Origin of the sequence: Streptomyces sp. NBC_00306 (genome assembly GCF_036169555.1) — a bacterium.
In the GTDB taxonomy this organism is placed as follows: Bacteria; Actinomycetota; Actinomycetes; order Streptomycetales; family Streptomycetaceae; genus Streptomyces; species Streptomyces achmelvichensis.
Genome location: NZ_CP108032.1, coordinates 7631148 through 7646078, shown reverse-complemented (window position 1 = coordinate 7646078; position 14931 = coordinate 7631148). Strand labels below are relative to the sequence as shown.

Sequence of the window (14931 nt, the reverse complement as noted above, 5' to 3'; positions counted from 1 at the left end):
ATTCTTCCGGTCGGCCCCCTTCTCTTTGTCATGCGCTTTTTGTCACGCGCGCAACCCGGGTCATGCCGGTTTACCGAGTGACCAGCCGGCGACATCCGCCAACCGCCCCCGCCACAAGGCGGAGGTCACGGGATGAGGGGTGCCGGTGAAACAGGTCGTGTCCCGGAGATGGATCCATTGCGGAAGGCCCTGGTGGCCGTCGTCGCCGGCCATTTCGTCCAGAGCCTGGTCCACCGACTCGGGAAAGGACGCGAGGAGTTGAGCGCCGGGCCCTTCCATGCGCCGCAGACTCTGCGCCCAGTCCGCTTTCCACGCCTCGTGGGCGATCAGGTCACCGTGGATGACGGCGCCGGGGACGTTCAGCGTGATGGGCAGACTCATCCGGGGATCCTGGCCCAGGAGGCGGATCAGGAGCTGCAGTTGGAGATCCGGCACGGGTTCGGTGATCACTGGTGTCCGCTCTCGCTGTGTCGGATCGGAAGGGGCGTTCATCGGTGTGCTCTCCCTCATTCGGTTTGCTGCGGCCAGGCGGCGACCGCTTCTTCCACGGTCGGGTACGTGACGAAGACCTGATCCAGGCCGAGGATGCGGAAGACGCGCTGGACGCCGTCGGGGACCGCTGACAACGCCATGGCGGCCTGCGCCGCGAGGACGTGGTTGCGGGCGGCGAGGAGGACGGTGATCCCGCTCGAGTCGCAGAAGGTCAGGTCGGTCAGATCGACGACGAGCTGTGTGCCCGGGCGCAGTTCCAGTCCGGACAGCAGGGATCGGACCTCGGAGGCGGTGTCGTGGTCCAGTTCACCCGCCAGCTCGACGACCGGGCCGTTCGGTCCGGTGCGGGTGGTGACGCTCAGTTCACTCACTGTGGCTCTTCACTGGACGGTGGGGCACGCTGATGGCGAGGACGGCGGCGTCGTCGTCCACGCCTGCGCCGAAGGATTCGAGCAGGTCGCTCAGGGCGGTGACGGCGGCCGACGCGGTCGTCGGCGCGAGGGCCCGCGCGAAGTCGAGGAGCGCTTCGTCACCCCAGCGTTCGGTGGACGTGTCGGTACGGGCCTCGGTCAGGCCGTCGGAGTAGAGGATCAGTGTGTCGCCGGGATCGAGACGCACGGCGACCGTGGCGACGTGGGCGTCGGGCAGGACGCCGACGAGCTGTCCTCCCGGGGTGGGCAGGTAGTCGGCGGTGCCGTCGGCCCGCAGCAGCAGGGCCGGCGGATGCCCGCCGCCGGCGAGCGTGACGCGGAAGCCGTCGGCGTCGGGGGTCAGCACACCGAAGATGACCGTGCAGAATCGCGGGTCGTGCCCGTGGTACTCGTGGTTCAGCACGGTGTTCAGATTGCTGATCACCGCGGCGGGGGCAGGGTCGTACACCGCTGCGGCGCGCAGCGTGTAGCGCGCCAGGGACGTCACGGCCGCGGCTGCCGTTCCCTTGCCGCACACATCGCCCAGGAACAGGCCCCATGTCCCGGCGGCCAGCGGGAACAGGTCGTAGAAGTCGCCGCCCACCTGGTCGATGGAGGCGATGTGGTAGTGCGCGGCCACATCGAGACCCGGTACGGGCGCCAGAGCCGGCGGCAGCAGCGTCTGCTGGAGGGTGGTGGCGAGCTTCTGGAGGCGCTCACGTTCCGTGTCGGCCTCCCGGCGGGCGCGCAGGAGCTCGGTCTCGTACGCCCTGCGGTCCCGCGCGTCGAAGAGCGTGGTGCGGATCAGCAGCGGCCTGCCGTCGCTGCCGGTCTTGACCGTCGAGGTGACCAGCACCGGCAGCCGTTCTCCGTCGGCCGTGCGCAGTTCCAGAGCGATGCCGTTGATCTCCCCCTGCATCTGAAGCAGGGGCGCGAAGTGCGTCTCGTGGTAGAGCCGGCCGCCGACGGTGAGCAGGTCGGCGAAGCGCCTGCGGCCCACGAGGTCCTCGCGGCGGTATCCCAGCCAGTCCAGGAGCGTGGCGTTGACCTTGGCGATCTGCCCGTCGAGGAGCGTGGAGAGGTAGCCGCAGGGCGCGTTCTCGTACAGGTCCTCGGCACTGTCCTCCAGCAGGGCGGAGAAGCGTGCCTCGTCGTCACCCGGCGGCTCGGCATCCGGGCACGGTTCAGGCCCGCCGTCGCTCGTGTCGCACATCATCGAGTCGCACCGGCGAAGGCCGCGATCGCCGCTGCGGTCGCCTCCGGTGCGCTCAGCTGCGGGCAGTGTCCCGTGGCTTCCAGGGTGACCAGCCGGCTGCCCGGGATCTGGGCGTGCACGTACGCGCCCACCTCCGGCGGGGCGATCGCGTCGTTCGAGCACTGGGCCACCAGTGTCGGGACCGTGACCCGCGCGAGATCCGCCCGGTTGTCGGACAGGAACGTGGTCCGGGCGAAGACCCGCGCGATGTCCGGGTCGGTGCGGCAGAAGCTGTTGGTCAGTTCGTCCCCGAGCTCGGGCCGGTCCGGGTTGCCCATGATGACCGGCGCCATCGCCGCCGACCAGCCCAGATAGTTGCTGTCCAGGGACTCCAGCAGTTCCTCGATGTCCGCCGCGCTGAACCCTCCCCGGTAGTCCCCGTCGTCGATGTAGCAGGGCGACGGAGTCAGCAGGACGAGCCGGGCGAAGGCATCCGGTTCCCGGGCCGCGGCCAGAACCCCGACCATGGCGCTCACCGAATGCCCGACGAAGGTCACCGGGCCCGTTGCCAGGTCACGGCACACCTCGAGCACGTCGTCGGCGTATCCGTCCAGCGTGGAGTACCGCTCCACGCTCCACGCCGCCGGATCGGACCGGCCGGCCCCCACATGGTCGAACAGCACGACCCTGAAGTCACGCTCCAGATGGGGCACCACCAGGCGCCACATGTTCTGGTCGCAGCCGAACCCGTGCGACAGCACCACGACCGGGCCGTCTTCCCGGCCGGTCACCCTGACATGATTTCTGCTCCGCACGTCCATATGGCTCATCCTTCACCCGCCTTCCCCGAAACACGAATCTGCACCGCCGTCCCGCGGACTCGGCGTTCTCCCGGCCGGCGTCCCCCAGCGGGCCCAGGGCGTTCCGGCCCGCGGACAGGCGTTGACAGGTGCGCGGGGTGTGGGCCAGGCTCCCCGATCATGCAGCCCCTCGGTGACCGCACGGTCACGCTCGTGGAGCGCCGCCACGTCGACCTGGTCCGTGTAGCGAGCGCCATCTGTTGCGTCTGAGTCGCGTCTGAGCCCTGCGGCTCCGAGCGCTGAACTCCCTGTATCCGTCTGACCGGCCACCACGGCCGCCGCTTCCTTCGCCCTGCCCTCCCACGCCCGAGGACCCTGTCCGCAGGTGCGCGGCGATCCGACACGGGCAGGTCTGTTTGTCTGGAGACGTCATGGTTTCACGTGCATCCAAGCTGTCCCGTCGCACCTTCGGCGGGGTCATCGGCGCCGGCGCGGCCGCCGCTGTGGGGGTGACCGCGGGTGAGGCACAGGCCGCCGAACGACCGTTCACAGCCGCCCCGCGACGCCCTTCCCGCAGGCCCAACATCCTCTTCATCCTGGGCGACGACCTCGGCTGGGCCGACCTGTCCTCGTACGGGTCCCCCCACATCAGGACGCCCCATCTCGACCGGCTCGCCCGGCAGGGTGTGCGCTTCACCGACGCCTACTCCGGGTCCGCGACCTGCTCGCCGACCCGGTTCTCCCTCTATACGGGCCGCTATCCGGGCCGCACCAAGGGCGGGCTGGCGGAGCCCATCGCGGACCGGTCCGTGGGGCTCGAACCGACCCATCCCACCCTCGCCTCGCTGCTGGGGGACGCCGGCTACGCGACGGCGCTGATCGGCAAGTGGCACTGCGGCTATCTGCCGGACTACTCGCCCACCAGGTCCGGCTGGGACGAGTTCTTCGGGAACTTCGGCGGAGCTCTGGAGTACTACTCGAAGCTCGGGCTCGGCGGTGAGTACGACCTCTACGAGGGCGATGCCGAGTACCGGGACCTGCGGTACTACACCCGCATCCTGACCGAGCGCGCGAGCGAGTACGTACAGCGCGACCACGAGCGGCCGTGGCTGCTCAATCTGAACTTCACCACCCCGCACTGGCCCTGGATCGCGGACGGGGACACACGGGAGAGCGCCGAGATCGTCCGCAGGATCAAGGCCGGCGACGGGCGGGCGCTGTGGCACGCCGACGGCGGGTCCATCGAGAAGTACACGGAGATGGTCGAGGACCTCGACCGGTCCGTGGGGCAGGTGCTCGCCGCGCTCCGCAGATCGGGGCAGGAGCGGGACACCCTGGTCGTCTTCGCCAGCGACAACGGCGGTGAGCGGTTCTCCTACAACTGGCCACTGAGCGGCAACAAGGCATCGTTGCAGGAGGGCGGCATCCGGGTGCCGACCGTGCTGCGCTGGCCGGCCGCGGTCGACGGCGGTCAGGTCAGCCGCGTGCCCGTGTTCACCCCGGACTGGACCGCGACGCTGCTGGAACTGGGCGGCGCCCGGCCGCATCGTGCCTACCCGCTCGACGGCACCAGTCTGGCCGGGTATCTGCGGCGGGGCGAAGAACCCGCCGCGCAGCGGGAGTTGTTCTGGCGGGTGCGCGGAGAGCGGGCCCTGCGGCGCGGGGAGTGGAAGTACTACCGGGGCCGGAGCGGCCAGGACCAGCTCTTCCATCTGGCATCGGACGTACGCGAACAGGCCGACAAGGCCGCGCTGCGGCCGGAGTTGCTGCGCGAGCTCAAGGCGGCCTGGGAACGCACGGATGCCGGACTGCTGCAGTATCCGGCGTAGGTGGCACATCGACGGGCAGCGGGGCCGAGGTCGGAGGCCCGCAGCGCACCACCGCGCGCCTGGGCTCAGACCACCCCGCTGACCGTCACCGTCACATGCACCGGCACCGAGGGGCCGCGCGCGGGGCGGACCGTCTCCGCGACGGCTGCCCTCACCGCCCGGGTGACGTCCAGCGCACGGTGGCCGCGCCGCAGGACGATGGTGACCTCCACGGTCCAGGCCTCGGACTCCTGCTGGCGCACGACACGCACTCCGCCGCCGGCTCTGGTCGTGTCGCCGGCCGGGCGGCCCCATCCGGAGCCGGACGAGGCGATGAGGAGGTCGGTGAGCCCGGGGCGCAGAAACGCCACGCCCCGGGTGCTCAGGACCGCGGTGGTGATGGCGTCCGCCAGTTGCGCGGACGGCTTGCTGTCCGTCATCGCTCTCCCCCTTCGTCGCCGGCCTCGGGGTCGAGGATGTCGGCGATCCGTACGTCGATGACAGCGACGTCCATGCCCAGTTCCGTGTCGGCCGCCGAGGTGATGCGCTCCCGGATGCGTGCGGCGACGTCCTGAAGGTCCCACGTCCTCGCCACGACGGCGTCCAGCCGGACGTGGACCGGACCGCGCGGCCACCGGGCCGGCCCCGGATCCGCCGCGTCGAGCGGACGGATCACGCAGTCGCCGATGTGGACGCCGGTGAGTGACGCGGCCGCGGCCCGGAAGGTCCGGGCGGTGGCCGCCTCGGTGATCCACGTGTCCTCGTCTCTCCCGCCGAGCGGGAGGTTCCTGCCGGGGCTCAGCTCCAGGCGCACCACGTCCATGATCCGTGCGTTCCGGTCTGTGTCGTCGCCGGCGTCGGCGTCGCCGCCGGCGGAACCGCCGTCCCCGGCACGGCGTACGACCTCGTTCAGCAGGGCGGTTTCGCCCAGTACGGCCGCGCAGTACGGGCAGGAGCGGGCATGCGCATCGGACTGCTCGCTCTGCCCCTGCTCGACGGTCCGGAACAGGTCGCGCCCGCACGGCAGGAGATCGACGTCCCGCGTCTCTTCCCTGCCGGGACCGTCCTGCTCATGAGGGGCGTGAGGGTTCTGGGTCATCGCCCTACAACCCCCTCCCGCGTCGGACGGCGGCGTGCGCGGACGCCGCGCGCGCTGACCATCTGCCGGTCGAGGTCCGTCTTCTCGGCCATGGCCACGTGCTCACCTCGTCTGTCCATGGACACGCCCGACGACCGCGTGACGCGGCACGAGGAACGGTCCCGAGGAGTGTGCGGACGTTCCGCGACCGCGCGGCGGATCCGCGCGGCCGGTGCCCCCGGGTGCACCGTATCCACTGAACACACCGAATGCCGTCACCTCTGTGACGAGGACATTGCCGTGGCGGGGGCACACGGAGGTCAGGGCTCTGTCGCCGGACCGGGCCCTTCACCACGAATGACATGATCACAGCCGCTCCCCCGCACCACGCACCCTGAGAGGCAACGCCATGACACGGCGCGTCCCCGCCCCCGACGGCATCGGCCTCGGCCTCGGGCCGGCCGCTTCCGCCCCCGCGGCCGCAGCCCCGGCGAAGCCCTGCGCGACCCCGCCCGCCCACACCGCCTGGTCGCAGCGGCGAGCAGCGCTGCGCCGCACACCGGTGTCGATGTGGAACGACGACGTGTCCGACTGGGCGGCGGCGCTCACCTACTACGCGATTCTCGCCCTGCTGCCCGCCCTCCTCGTCTCCGTCTCCGTCATCGGGCTGGTCAGCGACACCACCACCGAGACGCTGATCGCCCATGTCACGGCATGGGCGCCCGCCGAAGCGGGCAGCGCGCTCCAGGAGGCGCTGCGCGGGATGGCCGCGGAACGCTCCGCCGCGCTCACCCTCGTGGCAGCGGGCGGTGTCAGCGCCCTGTGGTCCGCGTCCAGCTATGTGGCCGTCTTCCGGCGGGCGCTGCATGCCCTCCACGGCACCGAGGACACACGGCCCGCCCTGCGTACTGCCTACCGAATCGTGTTGATGGCGATCACCGTGCTGGGCCTGCTGGTCGTCAGTGCGGTCGTCCTGGTGACCAGCGGTTCGCTGGCGGCCACGCTCGGCCGGTGGGCCGGTATCGGCGAGGGCGGCGCGGCGGCCTGGAGTCTGTTGAAGTGGCCGGTCCTCGTCGCGCTCGTCGCGGTTCTGGTGATGGTCCTCTTCCGTACGGGACCGACGTCGGCGCGCTGTCTGCGGCATGCCCTGCCCGGTGGTGTGCTCGCCGGCCTGCTCTGGCTCACCGCCTCCGCCGGCTTCACGGCGTACGTCTCCGGATTCGGCACCTACAGCAGGCTGTACGGCTCGCTGGCCGGGATCGTCGTCTTCCTGATCTGGCTGTGGGTGTCGAACCTGGCGCTGCTCGCCGGCGCCCAGTTCACCGCCGAACTGCACCGGCTGGCGGAGCGTGCACCGGCGCCGGAGCCGGGTCCGGCAGCCGCGTCGACCTCGTAGCGCGGGCCGGTCGCCCTGTTGCGGCCCGCGTACGGCCCCTTGCTACGCTGCGCAGGCGTCCCGTGGGGGAAGTCCGGTGAGAGTCCGGCGCTGACCCGCAACGGTAAGCATGTCGCCCGGTGAACAGGGCGACGTGCAAGCCCGGTTACCCATGGAGCGTACGGAACTCCCCACTGCTCGCCGTGGACTGCGAGAGGGAAACCGCGCGCCTCGTGCCGTGCGGGCCGCCCTTGCTCAGGTATGCCCGCGGCCCGATCCGAAGGACCGCGCGTGTCCGCAGCCACCGCCACGCCCGTGAAGTCTCCGGGGGCCGGTCCACCGCGCCGGACGCCTGCCGGGCCGCTCGCCGTCGGTCTTGCGGCCGCCCTGCTGCTGTCCCTCGTGTGCGGAGTGGCACTGGGAGCCTCGGATCTGACGTGGGGTGAGGTGCTGCGACTGCTGTGGGCCGGGCTGACCGGCGGGACCTTGGGCGCGGATGAGACGGCGGCCTACAGCATCGTCTGGGAGATCCGTTTCCCCCGCACCCTGCTCGCGGCCGTCGTCGGTGCGGGCCTGGCCACGACGGGCGTCGCCGTCCAGGCGATGGTGCGCAACGCGCTCGCCGACCCCTTCGTCCTCGGCATCTCCTACGGCGCGGCTGTGGGCGCCAACGCGGTGATCCTCTTCGGCACCTTCGCGGCACTCGGGATCTGGGCGCTGTCCGTCTCCGCCTTCGCCTCCGCGCTCGCGGCCATGACCCTGGTCTACGCGGTGGCCCGCAGCGCGCACGGTCTGACCCCGCTGCGGCTCATCCTCACCGGGACGGCCATGTCGTACGGCTTCTCGGCCGTCACCACCCTGATGGTGTTCGGCGCGGAACGCGGCGAGGCCGCACGGTCCGCCCTGATGTGGCTGCTGGGCAGTCTGAGCGGCGCGTCGTGGAACGCGCTGCCGATCGCGGCGGCGACGGTGGCCGCGGGGCTGGCGTATCTCGCTCTGTCCTCGGGCCGGCTCAACGCGCTGGCCATGGGCGACGAGACCGCGGCCGCGCTGGGAGTGAACCCCGAGCGGCTGCGCCGCGAGCTGTTCGTCGTCACGGCCGGGGTCACGGCCGCCGTGGTCGCGGTGAGCGGTGCGATCGGCTTCGTCGGTCTGATGGTTCCGCACCTCGTCCGGATGCTGGTCGGCGCCGACCACCGGCGGGTACTGGCTGTCGCGCCGCTGATGGGTGCGGTGCTGCTGGTGTGGGTGGACATCCTGTCCCGACTGCTGCTCGCGCCCGCCGAACTCCCGGTGGGTGTGATCACCGCTGTGGTCGGCGTGCCTCTGTTCCTGGTGCTGATGCGCCGTCGTGGCTATGCGTTCGGGGGCCGATGATGCGGGTCGACATCGAGAAGCTGTCGGTCGACATCGGGGGTGCCCGCCTGCTGCGGGACATCGATCTGGGGGTCGCCGCGGGTCAGGTGGTCGGCCTCGTGGGCCCCAACGGCAGTGGCAAGTCGACCCTGTTGCGCTGTGTCTACCGGGCGCTACGGCCCGCGCACGGCGTCGTGCGTCTCGACGGCGAGGACCTGCACACCATGGACGCGCGGGCCGCGGCCCGGGGTGTCGCCGCCCTCCCTCAGGACTCGGCCCCGGAGTTCGACTTCACGGTCGCCGAGGTGGTCGCCATGGGGCGACTGCCCCGCCAGCGCGCCTCCGCGCTGGGCCGGCCGTCGGCGAGCGACATCGCGGTCTGCTCCGAGGCGCTCGACCGGGCCGGTGCGGGGCATCTGGCGGACCGAACCTTTCTCACCCTCTCCGGCGGTGAACGGCAACGGGTGCTGATGGCCCGCGCCTTCGCACAGTCACCGCGCGTACTGGTGCTCGACGAGCCGACCAACCACCTGGACATCGCCCACCAGTTGGACCTCCTGGCGCTGGTACGCGACTGGCGGCCGCCCGGCTCCGACCGTGCGGTGACCGTGCTGACCGCGCTGCACGACCTCAACCTCGCGGCGGAGTACTGCGATCTGCTGTACGTGATCTGCGAAGGCTCTGTCGTCGCCTCGGGCCCGCCGGACGAGGTGCTCGCCCCCGAACTGCTCGCCACCGTCTTCGGGGTGCGCGCCCATCGCGTCCGCCACCCCGAGACCGGCGCCCTGCGGCTGCTGTTCGACCGGCTGCCCGCGCCGGCCCAGCTCCCCGTCGCGGCGCTCCCCGAAGCCGCTCTCCCCGAATAGGAAACCCTCATGTCCGTCATGTCCCGCCGCCGTTGCGCCGCCTTCGCCGCCGTCCTCACCCTGACGCTGGCGGGGTGCGGCGCGAAGAAGTCCGAGCCCTCCGACGCGAAGGGCGACGCCGGGCCGGTGACCATCGAGAACTGCGGGCGGAAGGTGACCTTCGACAAGGTGCCCCGGCGCGTGGTGACGAACGATGTCGGCATCACCGAGATCATGTTCGCCCTGGGTCTGGAGGACCGCATGGCCGGCTATGTGATGCCGGACGACAAGGGCGACTTGAACGGAGTGCCCTGGCACGCCGGATACGACAAGGTGCCGTGGCTCTCCAAGAAGACGATCACGCGCGAGGTGGTGCTCGACGCGCGTGCCGACATGGTCTTCGCCGGCTGGAACTACGGCTTCAGCGAGGGCGACGGCATCACGCCGGACTCGCTGCGCAAGGTCGGTGTCGACTCGTACGTCCTCACCGAGTCCTGCCGCAACGGCAACGAGAAGGCACGCGGCATCATGCCGCCGCTCCAGGCCTTGTACACCGACCTCACCAACCTCGGAAAGCTCTTCGGCGTGGAGGACCGGGCCGCGAAGCTGATCGCCGACTTCAAGAAGCGGATCGCCGTCGTCGCGGCCAGGACTCCCCGGAGTGCCGAGCGGCCCACGGTCTTCCTCTACGACAGTGGCGAGGACAAGCCGTTCACGGCGGGCCGTTTCGCCGCGCCCGAGGAGATCATCACCAAGGCGGGCGGCACGTCCATCACGCATGACCTGGCGGACTCATGGACGACGATCGGCTGGGAGAGCGTGGTCGAGAAGAACCCGGACGTCATCGTCATCAACGACTACGCGCAGCCGAGCGCCGAGGCGAAGCGGAAGTTCCTGCTGTCCTATCCCCCGCTTGCGCATGTCGCCGCGGTCAAGAACCGGAAGATCTTCGTGCTCGACTACGTGGACCTGGTGGAGAGCCCGCGCAATCCGGCGGCGATCGAGGCGCTCGCCGCGTATCTGCGGACGGCCGGCGGCTGAGGCCTGGGCGGCGGGCGCCGGTCGGGGCGCCGGGGGGGCCGGTCACGCATGACGGCCCTGCGAGGTGTGCGGCGCTGTGCGTCGGCCCGGCGAGGAGTCGTCCTCACCGGGCCGTCGACCACGCACACGTCCTGACGGCACAGCCGGGCCATGTCCTCGGGTGAGAGCTCAGCCCTGGTCGCCACCGGCGGCGGCCATGTCCATCCAGATGACCTCCCAGTTGTGGTGGTCCGGGTCCTGGAAGGAACGGCCGTACATGAACCCGTGGTCCTGCGTCTCGCCCGCGGGCGAACCGCCGGACGCCAGCGCGTTGTCCGTGAGTTCGTCCACCCGCTCACGGCTCTCCGCGCTCAACGCGATGATGACCTCGCTGGTCGTGGAGGCGTCGGCGACGGCCTTCTTGGTGAAGTCCTTGTAGCGCGCCTCGGTGAGGAGCATCGCGTAGATGGTGTCGCTGATGACCAGACAGGCCCCCTGCTCGTCGCTGAACTGATCGTTGAAGGAAAACCCGAGCTTGCTCCAGAAAGCCTTCGTCGTCTCGAGGTTCTTCACCGGAAGGTTGATGTAGACCTGCTGTGCCATGTCCGTCACTCCGCTCTCGCGTCCGCGGCCGCCGCGGTGGCTGCCGTTCGGATAAGTAGACGGGCGGCGATCAGAAAACTCATCGGCTCGCGGAGGACGTGTTTCGGGTGGCCGCCGGATCAGCTCGCGGTACCGGCCGGTCCCGGTGCTGTGCGGCCCTCCGGTCCGGAACCGGCAGGTCACACCTGCCGCAACCACTCCTCCGCGCGCCGGGGAGACGCGAAACGCAGGACGTGCAGCGGTGCGAAGCGGGGATCGCGGGTACGCCGTTCGATCTCCGCACGCCGGGCGGCGTGCTGCGACCAGGCCCACCACGCCGGATGGTCACGGCGGAACCAGTCGGAGACGGTCTCCACGTTGCCGCCGAAGATCCGCTCACGGAACAGGGTCCGCCGCAGCGACCTGCGCAGGATGCGGGGCATGACGACGGCTCTCGGGTAGTCGAGCCAGATCACGGTGTCCGCGTGCTCCCACAGCAGGTCCCGCACTTCCGGATAGCCGAGGGAGTCGATGATCCAGCCCGGGCGGGCGGCGATCGCCGCCACCTGCTCGACGAAGTCCGGGCCGGTCGCCCAGTCAGGTCCGGTGAACTTCAGGGAGTCCATCTCGTGGAACGGCAGGTGCAGCCGCGCGGCAACGGCCTGAGCCAGGGTGGTCTTCCCGGCCCCGCTGATGCCGGCCACGAGGATGCGTTTCACGGGGTGCAGGCTATCCGCCACCGTTTGAGGGCCTGCCCTCTCCGCCGAGAGGGCCGGGCAGCACGACGTGACGCGGTCCCTCCTGGACGGCCGATCCGGCCTGGTGCTGGCGCAGGTCCTGCACTCCCCCCGTGGCGGCGAGGGCAAACGCGGGCTTTGTGCGCCGCGCAGCGGAGCTGTGGCCCCTTGCTGGGTACGTGTGCGTACTGCGTACTGCGGGCCGCTGACCGTGGGCCACGCCGGCCGTGAACTGCCGGGTCCGGACGGCCGCATGGACACCCGCGCCGACAATGTCCTGAGGGGCCTGAGGGTCCGCCGCAGTCACGAGGCGCGGAAGCCCTCCGCGACCACCACACACTCAGGGCGACGGTGGCGGCGTGTTCCTCGCGGGCGGTGCGACGGTCTCGTTCGCCGCCTCCGGCGTCTGGGGCAGCACATGCGTGACGAAGTCCTCGACCACCGTCTCCAGGCCTATGTCGTGCTGCGCGCGTTCGCAGAGGTACCAGCGGTGTTCCAGCAGCCCGTGGTAGACCTCGGCCGGGTCCATGGCGCCCCTGAGCTGCTGCGGGACCGCCCGTACCGTGGGCCGGAAGACCTCGCGGACCCAGCGGTGGGCCAGCACCTCCGTCCGGGCGCCGAGCGGATCGCCCGGTGCGTAGTCGTCCTGTGTCACCATCCAGCTCTCCAGGTCGTTCAGGAGGCGCCGGGCCTGGTTCTCCTCGGTGTCGAGGCCGGTGAGGCGCAGCAGTTGGCGCTGGTGGTGGCCGGCGTCGACGACCTTCGGCACGAAGGTGACCGTGTCGCCGTTCGAGGAGTGCTGGATCTGCATCTCGGCGACGTCGAAGCCGAGATCGTTGAGCCTGCGGATCCGGCGGTCGATGTAGTGGTACTTGCCCGCCGGATAGACCGAGGTACGCGTCAGCTCCGTCCACAGGTCGTGGTAGCGGCGGCAGATCTCGGTGCCGAACGCGATGGGATCGACCGAGGGGTGCAGCGCGCCCGACGCCTCCAGGTCCAGCATCTCGCCGATGATGTTCACCCGGGCCAGGTCGATGTCGTACTCGCGCTGCCCCGTGCTGAGTTGGCGGTGCAGCTCACCGGTCTCCGCGTCCACGAGGTAGGCCGCGTAGGCACCGGCGTCACGGCGGAAGAGGGTGTTGGACAGAGAGCAGTCGCCCCAGGCGAAGCCCGCCAGATGCAGCCGGACCAGCAGGACGGCCAGGGCGTCCATGAGCCGATGGACCGTGGTGGGACGCAGGGTGGTCTCGAACATGGAGCGGTAGGGCAGGGAGCCGTTGAGGTGGCGGGTGATCAGCACCGGCTCCAAGGGCTCCCCGTCGCTTCCGCTGCGCCCGGTGACGACCGCCAGCGGATCGACCGCGGGGATGCCCACCCGGGCCAGGGTGCGCAGCAGTTCGTACTCCCGTGTCGCCGGCCGCTCCGCCAGCTCCTTGACGGCGACCACCTCGGCCCCGGCGCGGGCGTAGCGCACGACGTGCCGGGAGATACCGCGCGGCAGCGGCACCAGATACTTCTCCGGCCACTCCTCCAGCGGGAGATGCCACGGCAGTTCGAGCAGGACGGCGGGGTGCTCGGGATTGGTGGCACTGATCTGCAAAGCCATCGGTCGCCTCGCGTCGTACGGTGACGGGCCACCAGTGTGACGTACGGGTTGCGCGCCTTGTCGCCCGGCAGGGCGTCCCGCGCCTGCCGCCGAACGGTCGCTCGACGGCGCCGGTTGACGCGGTCCTTTGCCGGGCTCCTCGGGGCACGGCCGCCGGTCAGCGCAGGACCTGTACCGCGTAGAGGATGCCCAGGGCCGCTGCCATCAGGCCGAGCATCACGCGGAGCGCGGACTCCGGAAGGTACGGCTGGAGCCGGGCACCGAGATACCCGCCGATGAGACCGCCGGCACCGCAGGCGAGGCCGAGGGGCCAGTCGGGGGCGATGGCGCCGGAGCCGACCAGGGACAGCAGCGCGTAGGCGCCGGCACCGACCACGGAGGTGGCGAAGGTCGCCGCGAGCGTGGCCGGGGCGACCTTCGCCACGGGTACGCCCCGGCCGACCAGAATCGGTCCCAGCAGGGATCCGCCGCCGATCCCGTAGATCCCGCCGACGGTTCCGACCGTCACGGCCAGGGCGGTGAGCGCCGGACCCGACAGTTCGTCGACGGTCCGCTGCCGTACGGGCCGGAGCGTGCGCAGGCACAGGGACAGCCCGAGCGGCAGCAGCAGGGACGCGATGAGCAGCCGGAAGACCGTCGGGCCGGGGAGCGCGAAGACCCGGATACAGGCGCCGAGGACGACGCCGGGCAGCGTGCCCAGCACCAGGCGGCGCGTCAGCGGACCGCCGAGGGTGCCGGCGGTGCGGTGGCGCCACAGTGCGCCCGGGCCGGCGACGACGTTGTACAGCAGGTTGGTCGGGGTGACCGCGGGGTTCGGCACGGCGAACACGCTCAGCTGCACCGGAAGGAGAAACACCGCCCCGGACACACCGACCGGCGCGGTGAGCGCCGCGATGGCCAGCCCTGCGACCAGGCCCCCGAGGAGCGTCCACCAGTCCACCGCGGCCCCTTCCGCCGGTCTCGATCTTCGCCGATGCGTCATTCAACCGGGTTCGCGCGGGTCACGCACAGGACCTCGTGATCTCGGCGGCCACGGGGGCAGCCGTACGCCGGACGGCGTGACTGCGCGCTGGGCCGCCATGACCGGCACCCCTGGAACCAAACACTCAAGAAGGCGGATACTGGGACATACGACATCTACGAGAGGTCTCGCGATGGCGAACAAGCCCAGGCAGCCCCGGCACGGCGAGGGGCCGAGCCGACACGAGGGGGACAAGCAGCACGGGTGGTCGCCCGATGTGGACGAGAAGTCCCAGCAGCCGAACCCGAGCGCTCACCGGTCCTTCCACCCCGACACGTACGCCCCCGAGGCCGACAAGCCACGCAGGGCGTCCACCAAGGAGGAGAAGCGGGCTTCGGAGGCCGGCACGCCCGTGGACAGCACGACCACGAGCGGCGAGGACCGTGGCAAGAAGTCCGAGGGCATGCACGACACCGGCCGGAGGGGAAAGTCCCAGCGCCCCAGCGGCAAGAAGGACGCTTCCGCCTTCTCCGGCGTCGACCCGCAGGAATCCTCCGACAAGGACGGCAGTCGCTGATCCGTCCGTCCGGCGCGGTCGTCCGGCGCGGAATCGTGCGCCCGGACCTCGTACGAGCCTGCCCGAGTACCTGCTGCCCGGCCGATGGG

General features: G+C 70.9%; 17 protein-coding genes and 1 riboswitch. Of the genes, 7 read left to right on the top strand and 10 right to left on the bottom strand.

Annotated elements, in window-relative coordinates; all coding sequences use genetic code 11:
* Positions 1–60 precede the first annotated feature (60 nt).
* From OHA05_RS34125 to OHA05_RS34110, 4 genes are read right to left on the bottom strand one after another with little or no spacing between them, the layout of a single operon-like run.
* Positions 61–492 (bottom strand): hypothetical protein, encoded by a 432-nt coding sequence (locus OHA05_RS34125; protein WP_328862699.1) that lies wholly within the window; start codon positions 490–492, stop codon positions 61–63.
* Positions 493–506: 14 nt separating this feature from the next.
* Positions 507–863: an STAS domain-containing protein gene (locus OHA05_RS34120; protein WP_328862698.1), complete on the bottom strand. Its 357-nt coding sequence runs from the start codon at positions 861–863 to the stop codon at positions 507–509.
* Positions 856–2115 (bottom strand): PP2C family protein-serine/threonine phosphatase, encoded by a 1260-nt coding sequence (locus OHA05_RS34115; protein WP_328862697.1) that lies wholly within the window; start codon positions 2113–2115, stop codon positions 856–858. Before OHA05_RS34115 ends, OHA05_RS34120 begins: the two co-directional genes overlap by 8 nt.
* The gene (locus tag OHA05_RS34110; RefSeq protein ID WP_328862696.1) at positions 2115–2918 is read right to left on the bottom strand and encodes an alpha/beta fold hydrolase; all 804 of its coding nucleotides are present in this window, start codon (positions 2916–2918) and stop codon (positions 2115–2117) included. Before OHA05_RS34110 ends, OHA05_RS34115 begins: the two co-directional genes overlap by 1 nt.
* Here OHA05_RS34110 and OHA05_RS38300 point away from each other — a divergent pair.
* Positions 2802–3167, top strand: coding sequence for a putative leader peptide (locus OHA05_RS38300; protein ID WP_443043811.1), 366 nt, complete (start codon positions 2802–2804; stop codon positions 3165–3167). The two genes, OHA05_RS34110 and OHA05_RS38300, sit on opposite strands and share 117 nt — an antisense overlap.
* Before the next feature lie 161 nt (positions 3168–3328).
* A complete protein-coding gene (locus OHA05_RS34105) occupies positions 3329–4726 on the top strand; it encodes a sulfatase-like hydrolase/transferase (protein WP_328862695.1) in 1398 nt (465 codons plus the stop codon).
* A gap of 65 nt (positions 4727–4791) precedes the next feature.
* Here OHA05_RS34105 and OHA05_RS34100 read toward each other — a convergent pair whose 3' ends face one another.
* Positions 4792–5145 carry an Asp23/Gls24 family envelope stress response protein gene (locus OHA05_RS34100; RefSeq protein WP_313942374.1) on the bottom strand — a complete coding sequence of 118 codons (354 nt, stop codon included), beginning with the start codon at positions 5143–5145 and terminating at the stop codon, positions 4792–4794.
* Positions 5142–5804 carry an Asp23/Gls24 family envelope stress response protein gene (locus OHA05_RS34095; protein ID WP_328862694.1) on the bottom strand — a complete coding sequence of 221 codons (663 nt, stop codon included), beginning with the start codon at positions 5802–5804 and terminating at the stop codon, positions 5142–5144. Before OHA05_RS34095 ends, OHA05_RS34100 begins: the two co-directional genes overlap by 4 nt.
* A 388-nt stretch (positions 5805–6192) precedes the next feature.
* On the opposite strand from OHA05_RS34095, the gene OHA05_RS34090 reads away from it, so the two are divergent.
* The 4 genes from OHA05_RS34090 to OHA05_RS34075 all read left to right on the top strand — a co-directional run bounded on the left by OHA05_RS34090 (position 6193) and on the right by OHA05_RS34075 (position 10400).
* Positions 6193–7179, top strand: coding sequence for a YihY/virulence factor BrkB family protein (locus OHA05_RS34090; protein ID WP_313942376.1), 987 nt, complete (start codon positions 6193–6195; stop codon positions 7177–7179).
* 27 nt (positions 7180–7206) lie between these two features.
* Positions 7207–7350: riboswitch (cobalamin riboswitch) on the top strand.
* 69 nt (positions 7351–7419) lie between these two features.
* Positions 7420–8535 carry a FecCD family ABC transporter permease gene (locus tag OHA05_RS34085; protein WP_443043810.1) on the top strand — a complete coding sequence of 372 codons (1116 nt, stop codon included), beginning with the start codon at positions 7420–7422 and terminating at the stop codon, positions 8533–8535.
* Complete coding sequence (locus OHA05_RS34080; RefSeq protein ID WP_328862692.1) at positions 8535–9380, top strand: ABC transporter ATP-binding protein; 846 nt, start codon at positions 8535–8537, stop codon at positions 9378–9380. The genes OHA05_RS34085 and OHA05_RS34080 overlap by 1 nt, the downstream gene beginning before the upstream one ends.
* 9 nt (positions 9381–9389) lie before the next feature.
* Complete coding sequence (locus tag OHA05_RS34075) at positions 9390–10400, top strand: ABC transporter substrate-binding protein (protein WP_328862691.1); 1011 nt, start codon at positions 9390–9392, stop codon at positions 10398–10400.
* A gap of 168 nt (positions 10401–10568) precedes the next feature.
* Here the strand turns inward: OHA05_RS34075 and OHA05_RS34070 are convergent, their stop codons facing one another.
* From OHA05_RS34070 to OHA05_RS34055, 4 genes are all read right to left on the bottom strand, one after another.
* On the bottom strand, positions 10569–10982 hold the full coding sequence (locus OHA05_RS34070; protein WP_313942380.1) for a VOC family protein: 414 nt from the start codon (positions 10980–10982) through the stop codon (positions 10569–10571).
* 179 nt (positions 10983–11161) lie between these two features.
* Entirely contained in the window at positions 11162–11680 is a 519-nt protein-coding gene (locus tag OHA05_RS34065; protein WP_313942381.1) for an AAA family ATPase, read from the bottom strand.
* Positions 11681–12038: 358 nt separating this feature from the next.
* Positions 12039–13304 carry a DUF4032 domain-containing protein gene (locus tag OHA05_RS34060; RefSeq protein WP_328862690.1) on the bottom strand — a complete coding sequence of 422 codons (1266 nt, stop codon included), beginning with the start codon at positions 13302–13304 and terminating at the stop codon, positions 12039–12041.
* 157 nt (positions 13305–13461) lie between these two features.
* The gene (locus tag OHA05_RS34055; RefSeq protein WP_328862689.1) at positions 13462–14244 is read right to left on the bottom strand and encodes a sulfite exporter TauE/SafE family protein; all 783 of its coding nucleotides are present in this window, start codon (positions 14242–14244) and stop codon (positions 13462–13464) included.
* Between the two features lie 214 nt (positions 14245–14458).
* Here OHA05_RS34055 and OHA05_RS34050 point away from each other — a divergent pair, with 214 nt between their 5' ends.
* Entirely contained in the window at positions 14459–14842 is a 384-nt protein-coding gene (locus tag OHA05_RS34050; RefSeq protein ID WP_328862688.1) for a hypothetical protein, read from the top strand.
* The last annotated feature ends 89 nt before the right edge of the window (positions 14843–14931 follow it).